This window comes from Brevibacillus sp. TJ4, from assembly GCF_044627595.2.
Lineage (GTDB): Bacteria > Bacillota > Bacilli > Brevibacillales > Brevibacillaceae > Brevibacillus.
On sequence record NZ_CP185865.1, the window covers coordinates 1,905,847 to 1,927,306 of the forward strand.

Sequence of the window (21,460 nt, forward strand, 5' to 3'; positions counted from 1 at the left end):
GGAGGAGAGAAATGTGAGCAAGTATACGAAGGAAGACATTTTGCGCCTGGCGCAAGAGGAGGATGTACGATACATCCGCCTGCAATTTACGGACTTGATGGGGGTAATCAAAAACGTAGAGATTCCGTTGTCCCAGTTGCCAAAAGCACTCGACAACAAAATGATGTTTGACGGTTCTTCCATCGAAGGGTTTGTTCGCATTGAAGAGTCAGACATGTATCTGGTTCCGGATCTCGACACATGGGTCGTTTTCCCTTGGGGAACCGAGCATGGCAAAGTTGCGCGTCTGATCTGTGACATCTACATGCCAGACGGCTCTCCGTTTGAAGGCGATCCGCGCCAAATCCTGAAGCGCGTGCTGAAGGAAGCAGAAGAACTCGGCTTTACTTCTTTCAACGTCGGTCCAGAGCCTGAGTTTTTCCTGTTCAAAATTGACGAAAAAGGCGAGCCAACTCTCGATCTGAACGACCAGGGCGGGTACTTCGACTTCGCTCCGCTCGATCTGGGTGAAAACTGCCGCCGCGACATCGTGTTGACTCTGGAAAAAATGGGCTTTGAAATCGAAGCCTCCCACCATGAAGTGGCTCCAGGCCAACATGAAATCGACTTTAAATACGCAAATGCACTGCAAGCGGCCGATCAAATTTTGACGTTCAAACTGGTAGTAAAAACAGTTGCCCGTCAGCACGGTCTGCATGCGACCTTCATGCCAAAACCGCTGTACGGCGTAAACGGTTCCGGTATGCACGCTCACCAATCTCTCTTCCGCGGGGATGAAAATGCGTTCTACGACGAGTCCGACGAACTGGGCTTGAGCCAAACGGCGAAACACTACCTGGCTGGTATTCTGGCCCATGCGCGTGGTTTTGCGGCGATCACCAACCCGTTGGTGAACTCCTACAAGCGTCTGGTTCCTGGATATGAAGCACCTTGCTACGTGGCATGGTCCGCGAAAAACCGTTCTCCGCTCGTTCGTATCCCGGCGTCCCGTGGCTTGAGCACGCGGATCGAAGTGCGCAACCCAGACCCGGCTGCCAACCCGTACCTGGCACTTGCTGTCATGCTGAAAGCAGGCCTGGACGGAATCAAGAACAAGCTGGAGCTGGCCCCAGCGGTTGATCGCAACATTTACGTAATGAACGAGCAAGATCGCGAGGAAAACGGCATTGCCAGCCTGCCATCTACATTGAAAGAAGCGATCGAGTGCCTGAAAGCCGACCCTGTGATCTGCGAAGCGCTGGGCGAGCATGCACTGATCCACTTCATCGAAGCAAAAGAAATCGAGTGGGATATGTTCCGCACACGCGTTCACGACTGGGAGCGCGAGCAGTACATGAACACGTATTAATAGGCGAAACCCCTTGTGCCGTATGGTGCGAGGGGTTTTTGCGTACGGGCAGTATTCAATTTTCGGCCAAGGTGTGAGATCGCGAAGTGCAAGTCTTCGTTCATTGCACCGAGCTGTTTGTGTATGTCATCAAATGTAAGAATCAATTAAGGATAGAACGCGAAAAGAAGACAACTGAGAAATACAGTGCTGTACGTCCGACTTTTTTGACTTGCTGGTCTTGGTGAAACAAGGTAATGAGCCATACGATAGGTCCGATGGCAATGCAAATCCCACCAATTCATTTTTTCTTCATTGAATAATGTTTGGATATGATTTCAACAAATCAATACAAAGGATGGGGAATCACGAAAACTAAATTGGCGCCAGGTGCAATTCACACACCGGCAATAAAAAAGTCCGCTGGATAAGCGGACCTCTCCTTTATTTTTGTTGGTAGATAAAAGAGCCCTTGGCTGCTCCACGTGTTTGAATGGATATTCTCGTTGGAAATCCTGGCGATGAAATGAAAATTCTGGCTATACTGAACGGCTTCACGCGAAACTCCTTCACGCCATCCAGAATAAGCCAAAAAGAATTTTTGCTGTTGTTTGAGATTGCGAATGTTCCGCCTACTCCTTTCGGGACAAAAAGGATAAACTTTTTCCCAGCGTTCCGATAACTAAAAGATCCTGCGAACGAAAATTTACCCAACTTCATTACACCACCCTTACTAGTTTGTACAGATTATTCCAGGAAAAGGATCGTGCTTGGGTAATAGTTGAGGTAGCTTGCCCATTTTCATTCGTTCAACTTCGATTTAAAAACACACGATGTGTAAACGGAAAGGTGAGCAAGTAGGTTGCGGAGACTGGATCGAGAGCCGCGGTAAAAATGTCGCCAAATCAGGTTGGCACTTCCGTGAATGACCCTGTGGAGAACAACTTGGTGAGGTTATTGCAGGCAAAAGGCATTTCACGCCCTACAGATGGACAGGCAGGTGTACAAGAAGCGAAAAATGACCAAGCTGATGAAGCGGCAGTAGACGTTTGCAACGATTTTGCAAATCATTCGTAGTATTCAAGAGAGGAGGGAAACGCATGGATATCTTGCTGTGGATCGTCATCGTCGCGTTGTTTGCATTAAGTATTGCCGGGATTTTCTTGCCCGTTATTCCCGATACGATTCTGTTATGGGCCGGCTTTTTGCTGTACCATTTTTTTGTGGCGGACCCGGGGGCAGGCTTGCCAGCCTCTTTCTGGTGGGGGATGGTTGGATTAAGCGTATTGTTGTTCGGCGCTGACTTTTTGACCAATATGTATTTCGTCAAACGGTACGGCGGCTCAAAATGGTCATCTTTTGCTGCGGTTTTGGGGATCATCCTGGGGATTTTCATCTTCCCCCCTTTTGGCATGATTATCCTGCCGTTTGTATTCGTAGTCCTGGTGGAATTGTTCGTACAGAACCAACCATTGGAGCGGGCGATCAAAGCAGGCTTTGGCTCTTTGCTCGGATTCCTGGGAAGTGCTGTGGTGAAGGTCGTGCTGCAAATTGCAATGATTATCTGGTTCTTCCTGGCAATCTAGCCGATCCCAAGAGAAAAAACGCCGGTATCCTCATGGTACGAGAGGGTACTGGCGTTTTTTATGTAGCATGTGACTAGTGAAGCAGCCGATATACGCCAATCACTTTTCCGAGAATCGTGACTGACTCGAGGATGATCGGCTCCATCGTCGCATTTTCCGGTTGGAGACGGAAGTGGTTTTTCTCTTTGAAAAAGCGCTTTACGGTCGCTTCGTCGTCCTCGGTCATCGCCACGACGATATCGCCGTTGTTGGCGACGCTTTGCTGGCGGACGATGACGTAGTCACCATCGAGAATTCCCGCTTCAATCATACTGTTGCCGGATACGCGGAGCATGTACACCTTGTCCGACGTGACGATGTTCTCTGGCAGTGGGAAGTACTCTTCCACGTCTTCGATCGCCGTGATCGGAAGACCGGCAGTGACTTTCCCGATGACAGGTACACGAACGACGAGGTCTTCAAAGCTTTCCTGGAAACGATCTTCTTCGGAGAGCAGTTCAATGGCACGCGGCTTGGTCGGGTCGCGGCGAATCAGGCCCTTTTTTTCCAGACGAGCCAGATGGCCGTGAACAGTCGAGCTGGATGCCAGGCCGACAGCTTCGCCGATTTCCCGGACGGAAGGGGGATACCCTTTGTCGCGTACTTCCTTGCGAATAAAGTCAATGATGGCCTGCTGCCTATTGGATAATTTGGACATGGGGGACACCTCAATTTTCTCGAACATGTTTTCTATATTATACCATGGGATCTTGCGTTCGACAAACATAAGTTCGTTTTTTCTCGAAAAAATCAGATCGGAAAAACCGCTTGACATGAACGTATGTTCGCATATATGATTATGACAACGAATAGAACGTATGTTTGCAGGAGGGGTTATCGATGAACGGAGTACGCTCGAACAGCGGGTTGGACAAGAAGGAAGGACGTCGGGGTCGCCTTGGGATTACACGTGGACAAGCCATTTTGTTTTTGCTCTCATTCGCTCTCTTTTTTTACTTGCTGACAGAACTGGTGTTTGCATCTTCCGCAAAGGGCTCTGTCGACCTGCCTGAAGCACCGGTGCAGGCTGAGTCTGTTATGGAAGTGACAGTCGTTCAGGGAGACAGTTTGTGGAAGCTGGCCAACCTCTACAAAAATGATGCCAACCCGGATGTTCCGGAACTGGTGGAAAAGATCAAGGAGATCAACGGCCTCGATGAGGTCATCATCTACCCTGGTCAGACGCTGCGCATCCCGCTGGGGTAATGTGCTCGCGCGCTTGCACGGCTTGCCTCATGTGGTATAATAGAGCGCATTAGTACAGAGGCAGGAGGAACCGGCAGTGGTAACTGACGCGGAAATCAAACGAATCAATGAACTGGCGAAAAAATCTCGCGAAGCGGGTTTGACAGAGGAAGAGAAAAGCGAGCAGAAGCAGCTTCGCCAAAAGTATATCGACGCAGTAAAGCATTCTTTGAAAGCAAATTTGGACTCGATTCGCTATGTGGAGGACCTCGACGAGAAGGGGCCGAAGCATTAAAAGAAAGGCATAGATCGAATGTTGCATGGACTGGCATCCTGGCTCGCAAGCTCGGATGTCTTTTTCCGTCCTGTAATCATGAAAAAGCCACCTTGCGAAAAGGTGGCCAAATGATGTGTGATCTGTCGATGCGTTATTTGCTCAGCGCTTCGACAAGGCTTTGTCCAAATTCTCTTGCGCCTTCTGGTCCATCGCTTGTGATGACATCATCGTACTTGACGACGTGTTGGACGAGGTACTCGACGTTGTTTGCTTTCAATTCGTCAATCATCACGTCTACAGGGTAGCAGGTGCCTTGGCGACCGGAGAGCAGTCCTGTTTTTGCGACTACTACGGAACCGGCGCAGATGCCGCTGACGAGGATGTTTTTCTCGTACGCCTGCTTCAAGTATTGGATCAGCTCTTCATTGCCCCACAGGTAATCGATCGTTCCGGAGCCGCCGATCACGGCTACCACATCGTAGTCGCTGGCAGTTACTTCGGAGAAGACTACTTCAGCAGTCGCTACACCGGCATTGTCGCCTGTAATTTCACCCGTTTTGGTGCTGGCGACCGTTACCGTGACGCCTGCCTTTTCCAGCTCTTCTTTCGGATGATTCAATTCATCCTCATTAAAACGATCCGGCGGGATAATGAGCAGTGCTTTTTTATTCATAAAAAGACCTCCCTTGTCTGGTTCAGATTCAAAGTTTTTGCATTACCTATGCTATACCGAAGTGGACAGGCTGTGAAGAACGCACATTTTTGTACGGTGGTTACAAAAATGTTACTATTGGCGAAGGAGGTGCGACCTGCATGGCGGATACGTTGCGAAAAGAAATTAAAGAGAAAATTCAAAATGGCGATTACCATTGCGAAAAGGAACTTACGCTATCGGTCATCAGCGGCAAGTGGAAGGTCGTGATCCTGTGGCATCTGGGGGTAGAAGGGCCGCATCGGTTCCGCGACCTGCAGCGCTTGTTCCCGAAAATATCGCATAAAATGCTGACCAATCAGTTGCGTGAATTGATGGAGGACGGGATCGTGCACAGAGAGGTGTATCCCGAAGTTCCGCCCAGAGTCGAGTATTCCTTGACCGAACTGGGCATGACGCTATTGCCGATCGTGGAAATGATGTACGAATGGGGAAAGAAAAGGCTGGAGTCGCTAAAAGGCGAAGAGTATGAGGCTGCCTGCGCAGGTTCCTGTACCGCTACTGGCGTGCAGAAATAATACAATGCAAGACGAGGAGGAGGAACGATGTGAGCTGGATCGCGGTTGCAACCGGTGGGGCGGTGGGATCGCTGTTTCGCTATGCCCTTGCGCTGCTGGCCAATCAGGCGGGGTGGCCGCTTGGGACGTGGCTGGCGAATGTCATTGGCTCGTTTTTGATCGGCGTGCTTGCGGTGTGGGGCAAAGAGCGGGGCATGTTTGCACCTGAACTGTACCTTCTTTTTGCAACGGGCGTAATGGGAGGATTTACGACCTTCTCGACTTTATCCTTGGAGGTAGTGACGTTCTGGGGGGAAGGACAGTTCGGGAGAGGGTTCCTGTACCTGGCAGCCAGTGTGGTCGTCGGGCTGCTTTCCTGTGCGGCCGGCATCTGGCTGGCACGGCAACTGCCGCTCTCGGCGTAGCGGGAGCATGATCTGGTGATGGGAGGAGGATGTGTGTGAGCATCAAGCACCCGGAGTATGTCCAGGAGCAGAAAAAGCTGGACGAGACCGTAGCGGCGATCGATGAGGAGATCCGCCAGTTGCGGGAGGATATTCGTGAGGCGACCGATGACTACGTCAAACAGGTGGTCAATTCCGGAAAGGCGAAAACACTTCGCTATCTGGAGGACCAGGGACGTGACAAACCGTATTTCGGCAGGGTCGATTTTCTCAAGGACGAAGTCTACGAGCTGGATTCGGTATACATAGGTAAGCGCGGGATCGTGCGCAGTGACACGTTCGACTCGCTCGTCGTGGATTGGCGCGCGCCGATAGCCAGCCTGTACTACTCCGGCGAGAGCAAGGACGCCTACTACCGGATGGGCAGGGAAATTGTGCGCGGGGAAGTTACGCTGAAGCGCAATTTTGCTATTGAGAACGGACACATTACGGGGATTTACGATGGGGCGGTCAAGGAAACGATTCATCGTGAAATGGGACACCCCGATGAGTTTTTGCAGGAAGGGTACATCGACGAGTTTTTGGCTGCCAACCTCAACCAGACCAACGACAGCAGACTGAAGGACATCGTGGCGACGATTCAATCCGAGCAAAACGACATCATACGTGCCGAGAAGGATCGGCCGATCGTTGTCCAAGGGGTCGCGGGCAGCGGAAAGACGACGATTGCCCTGCATCGCCTCTCATACCTGATTTACAACTACCAGGATTCGATGCTCTCGAAAAAATTTATGGTGTTTGCCCCCAACCGGATGTTTCTGACCTACATATCCGAGGTGCTGCCAGAGCTGGGCGTCGACGACGTGCAGCAATCAACCTTTGTCGATTGGGCGGCGCGCCTGGTCAAGCCATTGCTGCCAAAGGGTTGGAAAATCACCAGTCCGGACAAACCGCTGACGCTGTTTTTCGAGGAAGGCCAGGATGAGCAGCAGCGGCAGATGATGCAAAACCGGCTGCGGTTCAAAGGATCGCTTGCTTGCCGCGACGCACTGGAGCGGTATATCCGCTACGTCGTCGAGCAGCGCGTTCCATTTAAAAAACTGAGCTTTGTCTATACGAAAACGAAGCACGTCTTTTCCATCAGCAAAGAGACGATCAAACAGATGTTCCTGGAGCAGTTTGCCAACCTTGCTTATCAGCGTCGTCTCGAAGCCTTGCGCAAGCAGCTCAAGCAGGAGATGAACAAGCAGTTTTACGCGCACTTGCGAGAGTTGAAGGTGGACCTGGACAAACAGGGATTGGCCAAGTTTGAAAAAATGCTGGAGCAGATTCTGGATACGTACATGGAGTCTTTCCCTCGGCTCGAAGCCTTTTCTGCTTATCGCGAGCTGCTGGAAGACAAGCAACTTTTGCGGGAATTGGTCACGCCGGAGATCGCTGACGATGTGATTGCGGATACAAGCGCCTCCTCGGCTGCTCTGTTTGCAGAAGAACGGGTGGAAGTAGAGGATATTGCGCCGCTTCTGTACATGCAGCACCTGATCGAAGGACTTGCAAATGCCGGCCAGTTTGACCATGCCGTGGTAGATGAGGCGCAGGATTTGAGTGCGCTGGAGATCGCGGTCATTGCACTGGCGACAAAACGCCAGTCGTTGACGGTGGTCGGCGACATCGCGCAAGCTATCCACGCGTATCGGGGACTCCACTCCTGGGAGGAGCTGACGGAGGGGATTTTCCAGCAGCCGCGCGCGTCTTACTTTGCACTCTCGCAAAGCTATCGCTCGACGATCGAGATCATGCGCTGCGCCAATGAGATTTTGCGGCAGATCGAGCTGCCGGAGACGGTGTTGGCGAAGCCGGTGCTGCGTCATGGAGCGCAGCCATCGCTGATGCAATGGGAGTCGCGCAAGCAGATGTGGGAGCTCGTCGGAAAACGCGTGGAGGAGTACCGGGCAGAGGGCTTTTCGTCCATCGCGATCGTCAGCAAGACGATCAGCGGGAGCAAGCGGGCGTACAAGGCACTGCAAGAGCGAATCCCGGACCTGGTGCTGTTGGGCAGCAAAGACAAGCAATTCCCCGGCGGAATTTCTGTCATGCCGGCATTTTTGACCAAAGGCTTGCAGTTTGATGTCGTCATCCTCCTCGATGTCGACGAGTACGGAGAAAATGAATGGGACGCCAAGCTGTTGTACGTGGCGATGACGCGCCCTGTGCACAGGCTGATGATGACCCGGCAGGCAGGTTCGGATGCGCCGCTTTTCCGCGATGTGCCTGATGAGTTGTACAGTGTCGAGTAGCGGTTTTTCGCCAGACAGGAACACAAAAAATCCCCCGGACGCATCGCGCGTGGCAGGGGGATTTTCATGCTGCATTAGTGATCTCCGTGATTTCCTTTGGAAGGATTGGTAATGACATACCCTTCTTGCGGTACATACAGGTAATCGACGATGATCCCATCCAGCAGCGGCTCGTCTTTTTTGACGATCACATCGATTTCCTTGTCGGTGGAAACCACTTCGTCATCGCTGCCAGGCTTGTCCAGTGCCAAACCGTAATGGGCATGATCGCCGTGAGCGTGCGTAATGTAGACGCGAAGCTTCAATTCCTTGTCTTCTTCCTGATCCAACACCGTTTTCAACTGCTTCGCCGCATTACGCGTAATTTTTACCTTCATGGGGCACGTCTCCTCACTGTAAAAGTTTCCTCTCCATATTAGCAAAGAGGGAAATGCCGATGCAATGTTGAAAGTGTGTAGGGGAATGGCAAATCGGCCAAACAGACAAAAACAGGAGAGGGAGAAGAGCGATGATCATAGATTTGCGCAGCGATACGGTGACGAAGCCGACGGATGAGATGATCCGGGCGATGGCGGAGGCAGAGGTAGGCGATGATGTCTACCGCGAAGATCCGACAGTAAACAGGCTGGAGGAGCTTGCAGCAGAGTATTTGGGCAAGGAAGCGGCCTTGTTTGTCACCAGTGGCACACAGGGAAATCAGGTGGCAGTCCTGACCCATTGTGTCAATGGCGACGAGGTCATTCTGGAAGCGGAGTCGCATCTGTTTTACTATGAGGCGGGAGCGATGGCGGCGCTGGCAGGGGTGCAGACCCGGACTATCCCTGGTGTACGAGGGGCGATGCGGGGAGAAGACGTCGAGAATGCGATTCGCGGGGTCAACATCCACTTTCCGCGCACCAAGCTGATCTGTCTGGAAAATACGCACAACCGAGCAGGAGGAGCGGTCCTCACCCCGCAGCAAATGAAAGAGGTACATGATGTCGGGCAGCGCCATGGCGTGCCTGTCCATCTCGATGGCGCGCGGCTGTTCAACGCGGCTGTGGCCTTGGGCGTCGATGTCCGCGAATTGACCCGATACACAGACAGCGTACAGGTCTGCCTGTCCAAAGGATTGAGCGCCCCGGTCGGCTGTGTTCTGGCAGGGGAGCGTGGCTTTATCGAAGAAGCGAGATGGTGGCGCAAAAAGCTGGGTGGCGGAATGAGACAGGCTGGCTATCTGGCGGCGCCGGGAATCATTGCCCTGACCGAGATGACTGCACGCCTGGCAGAAGACCACGAGCGTGCCAAGCTGCTCGCCGAAGGGCTGCGCCAACGCTCCATCGAAGTCGAGCCTGTGGATACCAATATCGTTTTGGCCAATACGCGCGCGCTCGGACTGACGGCGCTTGATTTTATCCAGCGTCTGAACGAAAAAGGCGTGCTGGCAGGTGATTTTGACAAGTACGTGACCCGTTTTACGACACATCGCCACATTGAAGATGCAGATATTTCCAAAACTCTGGAGATCGTCGAGCAAATCATCGAAGATGTGAAAGCCTCCGCTAGATAGGGGGCTTTTTTCGTGTTTGAAAAGGGGCTGGCCAACGAGCGGAAACGGGTGTAAATCCCCGGGGCCAAAGCAATACTAGATGTATATATCCAACAAACTGGAAATGAGGGATGACATGATTTCCGAACACGAAAAACGGCTCCTTCACAATCAAATGCAGCGAGAGGAGAGCAAAATCGTCAATATCGTGCTGCGGGATGAAACCCAGGTTGCGGGGGAAATCGAAAAAGCCACCCATCAAGGAATTTTCCTGACAGATGGCCGCTATTACGGGTACAAGGAAATAGAAGAAATAAACGGTCTGTAACCAACCTTTCCTACAGGAGCGGAGCCGGGAAAAAGTGGCGCAATCCATCCGGCAGCTCCTTTTGCCACAACCCCCAGACATGTGTGCCGGGTTTTTCCCGATAGGATAGGACAGCGCGCTTTTGCTCCAGATGCTGTTTCGCCAGGCGATTCCAGTAGACGAAGTCAAAAGTGCCGCTGCTCGTCTCTACGTCTGTCTCATCCAGTCCGACGACCATCCAGATGCGCAGCCAGGACAAGTCGGGTTGCGCGCTGAGCTGATCTTGTGTTGACTGGAAAAAGGCTCCCGACAAAGACAATACCTGTGGAAACGTATCGGGATAATCGAGTGCGAGGTGCAGCGAGACTGTTCCGCCCAGCGAATCGCCAGCCAGGACGCGTGCTGCCGGTTCACGGCGAACGGGGTAGCGATCCTCGATATACGGGAGCAGCTCCTCTGCAAAAAAGCGCTTGTACGCACGGTTGCGCGATCCCGCCGGGGAGTATTCGCTCGTGCGCTTGTTGCGGTCTACGGACACGCCGACGATCAAAAACGGCTCGATACCTTCATCGAGGATCAACTGATTGGCGATCGTGGCGATGCGTCCCATCGTAAAAAAGTCGTTTCCGTCCTGGCAATAGACGACAGGATACGAAAGAAGCTCATTGTAACCGGGCGGCACATACACTTTGACCGAACGGGAAGAGTCGAGGTGGATGCTGGGTACTTCTTCTTTGATAATCGTCCGTTTTACATAATCAGACATGTTCGTTTTCGCCCCTTATATGACAAATTGCAAACTTTGTCTTGAAAAAAACTGATACAGCTTATATAGTAAATGATAACAGGAAGGAAATAAACCCTGTAGTATCAATGCTATAACACATTTGAACAGACCTTCCTCTGAGGTATAACAGTGAGCCGAGAAACCATGACGGCTCGAACTGTTCCAAAAAGCAACGATCTTCTGTTTCATTCGGGGAGGCTTTCGCTCTTTTGTCTGACCGCTGACTGAACAGCCGCTAGACGGCTAGACAGGTAAGGCGGCGACGAAGACGTAAGACGACCCTTTAATCCAGTGACGAGGTGAATGTGATGAGTGTATCCACTGCTGTTGATCAAACAGGCAACAACACCCCGCTGCAAATTCTTGCACCGGATGGGACTGTAGTCCGTCCTGACTTGATGCCAAAACTGTCCGATGATGAACTGCGCGAACTGATGCGCAAAATGGTGTTTACCCGCGTGTGGGACCAGCGCGCGATCAGCTTGAACCGTCAAGGACGCTTGGGCTTCTACGCTCCGGTAGCCGGACAGGAAGCGAGCATGATCGGTTCGGAAGCGGCTCTTTCCAAAGAAGACTTTATTCTGCCTAGCTACCGCGACATCCCGCAAATGGTATGGCATGGCTACCCGATGCACAAAGCGTTCCTCTACTCCCGCGGCCACATCGAAGGCGGACGGATTCCTGAGGGCGTCAACGTGCTGATGCCACAAATTATTATTGCCGCACAATGCACACAAGCAACAGGGGTGGCAATGGGTTACAAGCTGCGCGGCGAAAAACGCGTTGCGATCAACTACTTCGGTGACGGTGCTACTTCCCAGGGTGACTTCTACGAAGGTATGAACTTCGCCGGGGTATACAAACTGCCAGTCATTTTCTTCTCGCAAAACAACGGTTACGCGATCTCGCTTCCATTCGAGAAGCAGACAGCATCTGAAAACATCGCCGTTAAAGCAGTGGCAGCAGGTATCGCCAGCGAACGCATAGACGGCATGGACGTACTCGCCGTATACCATGCGGTGGAAAAAGCGAGAGAGCGCGGCATCAACGGCGAAGGCGCGACTCTGATTGAAGCGCTTACCTACCGCTACGGTCCGCACACTATGGCAGGGGATGACCCGACTCGCTACCGTACCGGTGAAGAGCAAAGCGAATGGGAACTGAATGATCCGCTCATCCGCTTCCGCAAATTCCTGGAAGGAAAAGGACTGTGGAGCGAAAAAGACGAAGAAGCGACGATCGAAGAAGCGAAAAAAGCAGTTGCGGATGCAATCAAGCTGGCTGATGAAACGCCAAAAATGAAAGTATCCGAGCTGATCGATGTAATGTACGAGACACTGCCGCCTTCACTCGAAGAACAAAAGGCAGAATACCTGGAGAAGGAGTCGAAGTAAGCCATGGCACAAATGACAATGGTTCAAGCCATTACGGACGCGATGCGCGTAGAACTGAAACGCGACGAAACCGTACTCGTCTTCGGGGAAGACGTAGGGAAAAACGGCGGGGTATTCCGTGCAACAGAAGGATTGCAAGCAGAATTTGGCGAGCAGCGTGTATTTGACACGCCTCTGGCTGAATCCGGGATTGGCGGACTCGCAGTTGGTCTGTCTATCAACGGCTTCCGTCCTGTAGCCGAAATCCAGTTCTTCGGCTTTGTATTTGAGACATTCGACGCGATTGCTTCCCAGGCGACGCGTATGCGCTACCGTTCCGGCGGTCGCTTCTCGAGCCCGGTGACATTCCGCTCTCCATTCGGTGGCGGCGTGAAAACACCTGAACTGCACGCTGACTCTCTGGAAGGCTTGATGCTGCAAACTCCTGGTTTGAAAGTCGTCATTCCATCCAACCCATACGATGCAAAAGGACTGCTGATCTCCGCGATTCGCGACAACGATCCGGTCGTGTTCCTGGAGCACATGAAGCTGTACCGCTCGTTCCGTCAGGAAGTGCCAGAGGGCGAATACACCTTGCCGCTGGGCAAAGCCAACATCGTCAAAGAAGGCAGCGACGTTACCATCATCACGTATGGCGCAATGGTTCACACCAGTCTGAAAGCGGCTGAGGAAATCGAAAAAGCGCGTGGAGCGAAAGTGGAAGTGATCGACCTGAGAACGATCAGCCCACTCGATATCGACACAATCGTCGCGTCTGTGAAAAAGACAAACCGCGCGATCGTGGTACAGGAAGCGCAAAGAACATCCGGTGTGGCAGCGGAAATTATCGCGCAAATCAACGAACGTGCGATTCTCCATCTGGAAGCTCCGGTACTGCGGGTGACTGCTCCCGATACCGTATATCCGTTTGCACAAGCAGAAGACGTATGGCTGCCAGACGTCAAACGCGTCGTGGACGGCTTGACCCAAGTGCTTGACTTCTAATCGGCTGGCACATATACAGGTGGCGGAAAGATGATAGCTTTCCGCCTTCTTTTGGCACATGCTTGAATGAGAGTACGGCAAAGTGTTTATGAAGAAGGAGGAGTTAGTGTGAGTCGTTTTACATTCAGACTCCCGGAGCTTGGCGAGGGCATCCATGAAGGCGAGATCGTCAAATGGCATGTACAGCCGGGAGATACCGTAGAAGAAGACCAGGTCATTATGGAAGTGCAAAATGACAAGGCTGTAGTAGAAGTACCGTCCCCGGTAAAAGGGAAGGTATTGGAACTGAAAGTAACGGAAGGGACGGTCAGTGTCGTCGGCGATCCGTTGATTGAATTTGAAGTCGAAGGCGAAGTGCCAAACCTGCCGGATCACGGACATGGCGATGCACCAGCCCCTGCTGCAGAAGAAAAAATGGAGCCTGGCTGCGACATCGGTTCGCAAGTAAGCGCCAATGCCAACCAAGCGCTGGAAACACCGATGGCACAAGCGACTGCGACGGCAACAGCAGCACCGATTGACCGCAAACACGTACTGGCGACGCCGTCCGTGCGCAAATACGCTCGCGAAAAAGGCGTCCAGCTCGCATCTGTCCCAGGCACAGGCAAACTGGGCCGCATCACCAAGGAAGACGTGGATCGCTTTGTCGCTGGCGGGGCTGTACCTGCACAAGCGGCAGAAGCTGCTGTACCGGCTGCATCCGCACCGGCACAAGAAGCACCGGCAGCTACCGGCGTATCGCAAGCAGCGGCAGCACCGACTGTTCACTACAGCGCACAAGGCGGAGAAGTCGAAGAGCGCGTGCCGTTGAAAGGAATGCGCAAAGCCATTGCCAAAGCGATGGTCAAATCGGCGTACACCGCACCACATGTTACGATCTTCGACGAAGTGGACGTAACCGAACTGGTAGAAATGCGCAAAAATGCCAAGCCGCTTGCAGAAGAGCGCGGCGTGAAGCTGACTTACCTGCCGATGATCGTCAAGGCAGTTGTCGCTGGTCTGAAGAAGTTCCCAGAGCTGAACGCTTCGATCGACGATGAAAAACAAGAAATCATTTACAAAAAATACTACAATATCGGCATTGCCACTTCGACAGAAGAAGGCTTGCTCGTGCCAGTCGTCAAGGCGGCAGACAGCAAATCGATCTTCCAAATCGCTGGCGAAATCGGCGAATTGGCCAAGAAGGCGCGCGACCGCAAAGCGACTGCTGATGAGCTGAAAGGTTCCACGTTCAGCATTACAAACATCGGTTCTGCCGGCGGCATGTTCTTCACGCCGATCATCAACTATCCGGAAGTCGCGATTTTGGGTGTTGGCCGCATCAGTGAAAAACCGGTTGTGAAAAACGGTGAAATCGTTGTGGGTCAGGTTCTGTCGCTGTCCCTCAGCTTTGACCACCGCCTCGTCGACGGCGAACCGGCGCAGCGCTTCATCAACTACGTGAAACAGCTTCTGGAAAATCCGACGCTGCTCGTCATGGAGGGATAATCAACTATGGTAGTAGGTGAATTTACCACTGAAGTAGATGTGCTCGTCATCGGTGCAGGACCTGGCGGATATGTGGCGGCGATTCGCGCCGCCCAACTGGGCAAAACGGTTGCCGTCGTGGAAAAGGCTGACCTGGGTGGCGTATGCCTGAACGTAGGTTGCATTCCGTCCAAAGCGATGATCCACGCGGCTCATACGTATGAGCATACCCAGCATACCGAGTCCATGGGAATCACCATGGAAAATGTAAAAGTAGACTTTGCCAAAGTGCAAGAGTGGAAGAGCGGCATCGTCAAACAACTGACGGGAGGCGTTGCTTCCCTGTTCAAAGGGCATAAAATCCAGGTGATTCCGGGTGAGGCCCTGTTCGTGACAGAAAATGAAGTGCGTGTCTTCCACGGCTACGACGTCAACCGCTATCGCTTTGAGCATTGCATCATCGCCACCGGCTCCCGTCCGATCGAACTTCCAGCTTTCCCGTTCGGCAAGCGCGTGCTTTCCTCTACCGGGGCACTGGCATTGACGGAATTGCCGAAGAGCATGGTCATTATCGGCGGCGGTTATATCGGGATCGAGCTCGGTACGGTATTCGCCAAGTTTGGCACGAAAGTCACCGTACTGGAAGGTTCCGACCAAATCCTGCCGGGCTTTGAGCCGGACATGCCGCGTCTGGTCGAGCGCAAGCTGAAAAAGCTGGGCGTCGACATCAAGACCAAGGCGTTGGCACAAGGCATGGAAGAAACCGAAGACGGCGTGATCGTCACGGCGGAAATCAACGGAGAGCAGCAAAAATTCGAAGCAGAATACTTGCTGGTCACTGTCGGCCGTCGTCCCAATACAGATGAATTGGGCTTGCGCGAAATCGGCATGAACCTGACCGACCGCGGCTTGATCGTAGTAGACAAGCAAGGACGTACCAACATTCCAAACGTATACGCGATTGGAGACGTTGTAGCAGGTCCTGCTCTGGCGCATAAGGCTTCCTACGAAGGAAAAGTGGCTGCCGAAGCGATTGCCGGAAAACCGTCCGAAGTTGACTACAAAGCGATTCCTGCGGTTGTATTCAGCGATCCTGAGATTGCCAGCGTAGGATTGAACGAACGCGAAGTAAAAGAACAAGGCATCGACTATGTGGTCGGACGCTTCCCGTTCGCAGCCAACGGCCGTGCCCTCTCCGTCAATGCGGGTGAAGGCTACGTGAAGCTGATTGCGGAGAAAGAGAGCAAACTCGTCCTGGGCGCGCAAATCGTAGGTCCAGAAGCCTCCAACATTATCGCCGAGATCGGATTGGCGATCGAAATGGGTGCTACACTCGAAGACATCGAGCTGACGATCCACGCCCATCCAACCTTGGGTGAAGTGACGATGGAAGCGGCAGAACTTGCTCTGGGTCATCCGATTCACGTGATGAAATAACCGTTCGGATCAAACTATCAGTCCATAAAAGCCTTGTACCGTGGGTGCAAGGCTTTTCCACATATTACCCTTTCCAGTCGAATCTGTTATAATGTAAAATAGTGGGAGACTGAAGGTGGGTGGGATCGGCAGCATGGAGATTACTAGCAAAATGATTGATGAGTTGCGACAGAAACTGGAAACAGCCGCGAAGAGCCGCGGTTATAATTTTCTTGATCCAGAAATCGTGCGAATCAGCCAGAAGCTGGACAAGTTGATTGTTGCCCATATGAGAAACGGCGAAAAACGCCCTTGATTGGGCGTTTTTCTATGATAGTGATATGTCGTCAGATGCCAAACAGAAGTCTGGCACGCGTTCCCTTTTTCGCGAGATGAGCGGGTGAAGCGTAGTAATAACTCGGACAAATGAGCAGCTCTCGGGCAGTGCGTACAGGACCTGGAGCATTCCAAACAAGCTCGCCTGTGTGCTCATCATAGGAAAGCGCAGGGGAGAGCGGTTGCAAGTATGACAGAAACGCGGTCGGCTCCCGGAGTGCCTCGCGGATTTTTTCCGCTTGTGCGAGCAGCGTCGGATGAATAGCGGCTGACCACGTATGATCAAAACCAAACTCCCGATAAGCGGAGAGAAATAGCAACAAACGTCCTTTCACATACCCCGGGTCCTCGCTGACGTCCTGCGTGATTGCGGGGGATACAGGCTGCTTTGGCAATGATGCGAGCGCTGCCTGCAAGCTGTCGGCAAATGGCTGTGCAGGCAGCAGGAGCAGGTAACGGTACACATCATCGGTCGAGCTGACGTCTGCCGTCTGAAGCGGATCAAACAGCTCGGGAATTCCACTATGAAACAAGGGACGGAAATACTCCCAATCCGCTTGGAGCCGATGCCGGACAAACAAGGTGCGCATCTCTTCCACCCAGGGAAGAAAGCGCTGTGGAGCTGCTTGTTGCGCTACGATAGAAAGGCTGGCTGCCAGTTCAAACAGGGGGGAAATACAGAAGCGTACAGCTACTTGCGAAAATGAGTCGTGGGTAGAAAGCGGAATGCGAATCATCTGTGCCAACCTCCAAGTAAATAGTAAACTTATCATATTTCAAACGAATGGGACAATTCAATCTTTTATTGTCAATAAAAGGAAAAACACCCGGCCGCTTCGCAAGCGCCGGGTGCTCTTCTCATCCTTCTCTCGTCCGGATTTGTCGTGAGTGATTTTCTTGTTTTACTCTTTTGGAACCGGGCAAGGGTTCTCCCGTTTGCTCCAACGGACGAAATTCGTTATTGTAGGTTTGATGCGGGTTTTCATCGAGCATATGGTCTTCTTTCATGCGATCAGCTCCTTCCTTTATTTAGTTTGTCGAAATCTAAGGATGACGAACCATAGGAATTGCTGGTATTCTAAAAGGAAGCATGTTCATGCGGATATTTGCCGACATAACATTTATTATGTAAACAACTACTCGCATCAGAAAGGAGCATGAAGCATGCCTCTTTTGATCGCACCAGTTTTCAATTCGACGACACCGAAACCGGTACGCATCGAATTGCCGGATTCATATTATCTCATTTCGCATGCGGACAAGCCGTATGAGCTGACGAAGAAGTATTTGCGCAACGAAATGGATGAAAACAAGCGCTTCTTTGAAAGGCGCGTGGATCGCACCAGCCTGTTCCTCGTCGCCGACTATCCAGATATGAAGGTCACCAGCGATCGCGAGTGGATCGAGGAGATCGAGAACAAGCTGAACATTTCCGTCATGCAGGGAGTTTGCTCGATTCCCTATATCGTGACGATCCAGTCCAACATGTTCGGAATCACCTATTTGAAACGCTCGCTGGATGGCAGCAGATATGTGTTCGACGATCAGGCATCCGAGGTTTTTCACTCGATCCTGAATCAGCAGCTTCCGGCAATCGCCTTTAGCCGTTATTCCCTCTCTCTCGAAAAGAAGAGCAACGATGACCAGCTGGTTGATTTGTGGATCGCGCTGGAATCACTGTTCGTTCCGGACGGGCGAAAAGGGGAGATCACATACAAATTGCGGATGCGAATGGCATACTACTTCGGTGAAACGTATGATGAGCGTGTCAAGATTGCTGATTTTATCAAGAAATCGTATAATCATCGTTCCGAGATTGTACACAGCGGCAAAATGTTCGGCAAAAAACTTTCCAGCGAGGTCAAAATCCTCCGCCACATGACACGGGCAGCGATTTTGAACATGACGAACGAAGGGCTTCGTCTGCAGGAAATCAGTGCCAGACTGGATAAGCTGATTATGAGCGGAGAGAGCTACGTCGAGCGTTACGCACCGAGATTTTTCATACAAGTAAAGTGGTAGTAAGCACCACCGAAACAGACCAGGAGGATAACATGAGTGTTTTGATTGTGGAAAACGTGTCCCATGGATATGGCGACCGAATTTTATTTCGCGATGTCTCGTTTCGCTTGCAGCCGGGAGATCGTGCAGGTCTCGTCGGTGCAAATGGGACCGGGAAATCTACGCTGATGGGGATTTTGACCGGACAAAATATTCCGGATCAAGGCCGCGTCGAGTGGATGCCGAAAATCCAGTACGGCTACCTCGACCAGCACACCAAGCTGCAGGCGGGCAAGACGATACGCGACGTGCTCAAAGATGCGTTTTTGCCGCTTTTGGAACAGGAAGCAGAACTGATGGCGATCGGCGAAAAAATGGCTGAAGCCTCCCCGGAGGAACTTGAAGAGCTGCTGGAGCGTATGGGCGAGATCCAGGACAAACTGGAGACGAGCGGCTTTTACCTGATTGATGCCAAGGTCGAAGAGATCGGCAACGCGCTCGGACTTTCCGCGATCGGGCTGGATCGCGACGTAGCGGCTTTGTCGGGGGGACAGCGGACCAAGGTACTGCTGGCCAAATTGCTTCTGGAGCAGCCATCCGTGTTGCTGTTGGATGAGCCGACCAACTATTTGGACGAAGAGCATATTACATGGCTGAAAAACTACCTGAAAGAGTACCCGTACTCCTTTATCCTGATATCCCATGACACCAGCTTTATGAACGAAGTGGTCAACGTCATCTACCATCTCGAGTTCACCAAGCTGAACCGCTACACGGGCAACTACGAATCTTTCCTCGCGCAGTCGGAAATGAAGCGCAGCCAGCATATGGACGCGTATGAGCGGCAGCAGGAGGAAATCTCCAAGATGGAAGATTTTATCGCCCGAAACAAGGCGCGCGCTTCCACCACAGGGCGGGCCAAGAGCCGCCAGAAGCAGCTGGAAAAAATGGAGCGTATCGACAAGCCGGAGACAGCAGCGAAGCCTACGTTTACCTTCAAGGAATCGCGGGCGAGCAGCCGCTTTGTCGTAGAGGCGGAAGACCTGGAGATCGGGTATTCTCACCCGCTGTTGCCCAAGCTGAGCGTGAAGCTGGAGCGCGGGGAAAAAGTGGCGATCGTCGGAATGAACGGGGTCGGGAAATCGACGCTGCTCAAGACGCTTCTCGGGATCATCCCGCCGCTTGGCGGCAAGCTCGAGCGCGGCGACTTCCTGCACCCGGCCTACTTTGAGCAGGAAGTAAAAGCGACCTCTTTGACGGCTCTCGATGAAGTGTGGAATGAATTTCCGTCCATGAACAATCACGAAGTACGCGGGGCACTTGCGCGTTGCGGACTGAAAAACGAGCACATCAACCGCAGCATGAACGCCCTGTCCGGGGGCGAGCAGGCAAAGGTGCGTCTGTGCAAGCTGTTGCAGCGCGAGAGCAACTGGCTCGTGTTTGACGAGCCGACGAACCACCTGGATGTCGTCGCCAAGGAAGAGCTGAAGCGTGCGATCAAGGAATTCAAAGGAACTGTGCTTCTGGTATGCCACGAACCGGAGTTTTACGAAGACTGGGTAACCCAGGTGTGGAACGTGGAGGAATGGAGCCAGGCGCAGGCCAAAACTCCGATCAAGCTGTAATCCGGGTTTTGCGTACAGCCATCATGCAAACAAAAGAGTGCAAACAGGAGACTGTCTGCACTCTTTTTTGTTGTATCGTTATCGAGTTCTGCGCCTCTTCATTCTTCTGCTGGCAGCACCGCCCAGGCGTTGGGCAAGTAGCGGCCGCGATGATACGGCGAAGATGTTTTGGTGATAGCCTCGCCATTGTGCAGCATCATGGAGCTGGAGCCGCCGTCCATGGCCATCGCGTTGACGACACCGCGCTCTGCCAGAAGCTCCGCCATGTCGTTCATGCTCGCGCCGATCGAATGTCCCGGCTGCCGCCCGTCTACGACAGCGAAGACGATCGTGCCGTCTTCCTTCTGACCGACTGCCGTGCGTGGCTGGATTCCCCAGCTTTTGGCAGGTTGGTCGGCAAACAGGTTTTTCCCGCCGACGATCAGTTGCGGGCGAAAGCTCATGGCGTCTCGAACGCCCATCTGAATCAGTTCTTCAGCGCTGTAGCTGCCAGTCACGAGTTTGCCCTCATAGGTGATGCCCAACGCTGTTTCTCCGTTTCTCGGGTTGTAGCTCTGCAAAATCTTGCCGTTCTGGATCACCAGCCCGTAAGCCGTCGCTCCTTTTCCATAGCCGTCAGGATCGTGAAAGCCGCTGGCGTTTACGATGCCCAGCGCATTGGTCTTGGCTACGAATTCGTCGAGCAAATCGCCGCGGTCCTTGCGGTTGGTGACGAGCAGGCGCACGCGGTTCGGATCGTGTATGTACATCAGCTTGCCGCGAAAGAAATAGCTTCCTTTGTCGACGTAGATTTCTTCAATCTCGATCAGCTCCCGCGGTTTTTCCGGCTCCGGGATTGCTTCGGGGATCGCCGGCAGGACTACCGGGTTCGGGGTACTGGTTGATTCGCTGTTGATCACCTGGGGAAACTTGATCTCTTGGCGCAATGCCTCGAGCTTTTCTTCCGGCAAAAACGTATACACCGCCCAATGGTCGTGCTGCGTCGTAAGCAAGGTCCCGGCCGCCCATTCGCGCAGCTCTTCGCCGGTTCTGGTCCCGAACAAAAACCAGATGCCAAGCAGGGATACCATGGTAAAGCAAAAGCCGCCGACGAGTACAACTTGCTTCTGCCAGCGCGAGGGTCGGCGTCGTTTGATCTGTTTGCGTGTACGGGTGCGCGATAGTGTCTGTGCGGTGTCCACTGGCTGCAATCCTCTCTTCAATCGGTTTTCTATTAGGTATGGACGCATATCTGGGAAAAAAGTTTCAGGGAATGAACAGAATGTGGAACGGGGCAAGCTATCCACAGGAG

The 21,460-nt window shown here is 52.6% G+C and carries 23 protein-coding genes; 16 read left to right on the forward strand and 7 right to left on the reverse strand.

Going from position 1 to position 21,460, the window contains the following annotated elements; translation table 11 throughout:
• Positions 1-13 precede the first annotated feature (13 nt).
• Both glnA and ACAF76_RS09295 read left to right on the forward strand, forming a co-directional pair.
• Entirely contained in the window at positions 14-1,348 is a 1,335-nt protein-coding gene (glnA, locus tag ACAF76_RS09290) for a type I glutamate--ammonia ligase (protein WP_400163468.1), read from the forward strand.
• A 1,079-nt stretch (positions 1,349-2,427) separates the two neighbouring features.
• A complete protein-coding gene (locus tag ACAF76_RS09295; protein ID WP_400163469.1) occupies positions 2,428-2,913 on the forward strand; it encodes a DUF456 domain-containing protein in 486 nt (161 codons plus the stop codon).
• A 73-nt stretch (positions 2,914-2,986) separates the two neighbouring features.
• On the opposite strand, the gene lexA is transcribed toward ACAF76_RS09295, so the two are convergent.
• Positions 2,987-3,610 (reverse strand): transcriptional repressor LexA, encoded by a 624-nt coding sequence (lexA, locus tag ACAF76_RS09300; protein ID WP_400163470.1) that lies wholly within the window; start codon positions 3,608-3,610, stop codon positions 2,987-2,989.
• A 182-nt stretch (positions 3,611-3,792) separates the two neighbouring features.
• On the opposite strand from lexA, the gene ACAF76_RS09305 reads away from it, so the two are divergent.
• Both ACAF76_RS09305 and ACAF76_RS09310 read left to right on the forward strand, forming a co-directional pair.
• Entirely contained in the window at positions 3,793-4,158 is a 366-nt protein-coding gene (locus ACAF76_RS09305) for a LysM peptidoglycan-binding domain-containing protein (protein ID WP_400163471.1), read from the forward strand.
• A 76-nt stretch (positions 4,159-4,234) separates the two neighbouring features.
• On the forward strand, positions 4,235-4,432 hold the full coding sequence (locus ACAF76_RS09310; protein ID WP_400163472.1) for a DUF896 domain-containing protein: 198 nt from the start codon (positions 4,235-4,237) through the stop codon (positions 4,430-4,432).
• A 133-nt stretch (positions 4,433-4,565) separates the two neighbouring features.
• Here ACAF76_RS09310 and ACAF76_RS09315 read toward each other — a convergent pair whose 3' ends face one another.
• Entirely contained in the window at positions 4,566-5,087 is a 522-nt protein-coding gene (locus tag ACAF76_RS09315; protein ID WP_400163473.1) for a DJ-1/PfpI family protein, read from the reverse strand.
• A 140-nt stretch (positions 5,088-5,227) separates the two neighbouring features.
• Here ACAF76_RS09315 and ACAF76_RS09320 point away from each other — a divergent pair, with 140 nt between their 5' ends.
• From ACAF76_RS09320 to ACAF76_RS09330, 3 genes are read left to right on the forward strand one after another with little or no spacing between them, the layout of a single operon-like run.
• On the forward strand, positions 5,228-5,644 hold the full coding sequence (locus tag ACAF76_RS09320; protein WP_400163474.1) for a winged helix-turn-helix transcriptional regulator: 417 nt from the start codon (positions 5,228-5,230) through the stop codon (positions 5,642-5,644).
• A 29-nt stretch (positions 5,645-5,673) separates the two neighbouring features.
• The gene (gene crcB / locus ACAF76_RS09325; protein WP_400163475.1) at positions 5,674-6,048 is read left to right on the forward strand and encodes a fluoride efflux transporter CrcB; all 375 of its coding nucleotides are present in this window, start codon (positions 5,674-5,676) and stop codon (positions 6,046-6,048) included.
• Between the two features lie 35 nt (positions 6,049-6,083).
• Positions 6,084-8,324, forward strand: a complete 2,241-nt coding sequence (locus ACAF76_RS09330; protein WP_400163476.1) for a HelD family protein — start codon at positions 6,084-6,086, stop codon at positions 8,322-8,324.
• Positions 8,325-8,398: 74 nt separating this feature from the next.
• Here the strand turns inward: ACAF76_RS09330 and ACAF76_RS09335 are convergent, their stop codons facing one another.
• Positions 8,399-8,701 (reverse strand): HesB/IscA family protein, encoded by a 303-nt coding sequence (locus tag ACAF76_RS09335; protein ID WP_400163477.1) that lies wholly within the window; start codon positions 8,699-8,701, stop codon positions 8,399-8,401.
• A 131-nt stretch (positions 8,702-8,832) separates the two neighbouring features.
• Between ACAF76_RS09335 and ltaE the strand changes: the two genes are divergently transcribed.
• Entirely contained in the window at positions 8,833-9,873 is a 1,041-nt protein-coding gene (ltaE, locus tag ACAF76_RS09340; RefSeq protein WP_400163478.1) for a low-specificity L-threonine aldolase, read from the forward strand.
• 115 nt (positions 9,874-9,988) lie between these two features.
• Positions 9,989-10,180 carry a hypothetical protein gene (locus ACAF76_RS09345; RefSeq protein WP_400163479.1) on the forward strand — a complete coding sequence of 64 codons (192 nt, stop codon included), beginning with the start codon at positions 9,989-9,991 and terminating at the stop codon, positions 10,178-10,180.
• Positions 10,181-10,190: 10 nt separating this feature from the next.
• Here the strand turns inward: ACAF76_RS09345 and ACAF76_RS09350 are convergent, their stop codons facing one another.
• Entirely contained in the window at positions 10,191-10,925 is a 735-nt protein-coding gene (locus ACAF76_RS09350; RefSeq protein ID WP_400163480.1) for an alpha/beta hydrolase, read from the reverse strand.
• Between the two features lie 329 nt (positions 10,926-11,254).
• Between ACAF76_RS09350 and pdhA the strand changes: the two genes are divergently transcribed.
• The 5 genes from pdhA (at position 11,255) to ACAF76_RS09375 (ending at position 16,523) form a co-directional block, all read left to right on the forward strand.
• The gene (gene pdhA, locus ACAF76_RS09355; RefSeq protein ID WP_400163481.1) at positions 11,255-12,340 is read left to right on the forward strand and encodes a pyruvate dehydrogenase (acetyl-transferring) E1 component subunit alpha; all 1,086 of its coding nucleotides are present in this window, start codon (positions 11,255-11,257) and stop codon (positions 12,338-12,340) included.
• 3 nt (positions 12,341-12,343) lie between these two features.
• Complete coding sequence (locus ACAF76_RS09360) at positions 12,344-13,324, forward strand: alpha-ketoacid dehydrogenase subunit beta (protein ID WP_400163482.1); 981 nt, start codon at positions 12,344-12,346, stop codon at positions 13,322-13,324.
• A 108-nt stretch (positions 13,325-13,432) separates the two neighbouring features.
• Positions 13,433-14,812 carry a dihydrolipoamide acetyltransferase family protein gene (locus ACAF76_RS09365; RefSeq protein ID WP_400163483.1) on the forward strand — a complete coding sequence of 460 codons (1,380 nt, stop codon included), beginning with the start codon at positions 13,433-13,435 and terminating at the stop codon, positions 14,810-14,812.
• Positions 14,813-14,818: 6 nt separating this feature from the next.
• Positions 14,819-16,228, forward strand: a complete 1,410-nt coding sequence (gene lpdA / locus ACAF76_RS09370; protein ID WP_400163484.1) for a dihydrolipoyl dehydrogenase — start codon at positions 14,819-14,821, stop codon at positions 16,226-16,228.
• A 133-nt stretch (positions 16,229-16,361) separates the two neighbouring features.
• The gene (locus tag ACAF76_RS09375; protein ID WP_400163504.1) at positions 16,362-16,523 is read left to right on the forward strand and encodes an aspartyl-phosphate phosphatase Spo0E family protein; all 162 of its coding nucleotides are present in this window, start codon (positions 16,362-16,364) and stop codon (positions 16,521-16,523) included.
• A gap of 31 nt (positions 16,524-16,554) precedes the next feature.
• Here ACAF76_RS09375 and ACAF76_RS09380 read toward each other — a convergent pair whose 3' ends face one another.
• Together ACAF76_RS09380 and ACAF76_RS09385 are read right to left on the reverse strand one after the other, a co-directional pair.
• A complete protein-coding gene (locus ACAF76_RS09380; RefSeq protein ID WP_400163485.1) occupies positions 16,555-17,280 on the reverse strand; it encodes a hypothetical protein in 726 nt (241 codons plus the stop codon).
• A 121-nt stretch (positions 17,281-17,401) separates the two neighbouring features.
• Positions 17,402-17,551 (reverse strand): small acid-soluble spore protein P, encoded by a 150-nt coding sequence (locus ACAF76_RS09385; protein WP_400163486.1) that lies wholly within the window; start codon positions 17,549-17,551, stop codon positions 17,402-17,404.
• A 156-nt stretch (positions 17,552-17,707) separates the two neighbouring features.
• Between ACAF76_RS09385 and ACAF76_RS09390 the strand changes: the two genes are divergently transcribed.
• Together ACAF76_RS09390 and ACAF76_RS09395 are read left to right on the forward strand one after the other, a co-directional pair.
• Positions 17,708-18,565: a hypothetical protein gene (locus ACAF76_RS09390; RefSeq protein ID WP_400163487.1), complete on the forward strand. Its 858-nt coding sequence runs from the start codon at positions 17,708-17,710 to the stop codon at positions 18,563-18,565.
• A 32-nt stretch (positions 18,566-18,597) separates the two neighbouring features.
• Positions 18,598-20,169, forward strand: coding sequence for an ABC-F family ATP-binding cassette domain-containing protein (locus ACAF76_RS09395; RefSeq protein ID WP_400163488.1), 1,572 nt, complete (start codon positions 18,598-18,600; stop codon positions 20,167-20,169).
• Between the two features lie 98 nt (positions 20,170-20,267).
• Here the strand turns inward: ACAF76_RS09395 and ACAF76_RS09400 are convergent, their stop codons facing one another.
• Positions 20,268-21,350 carry a phosphodiester glycosidase family protein gene (locus tag ACAF76_RS09400; protein WP_400163489.1) on the reverse strand — a complete coding sequence of 361 codons (1,083 nt, stop codon included), beginning with the start codon at positions 21,348-21,350 and terminating at the stop codon, positions 20,268-20,270.
• Between the last annotated feature and the right edge of the window lie 110 nt (positions 21,351-21,460).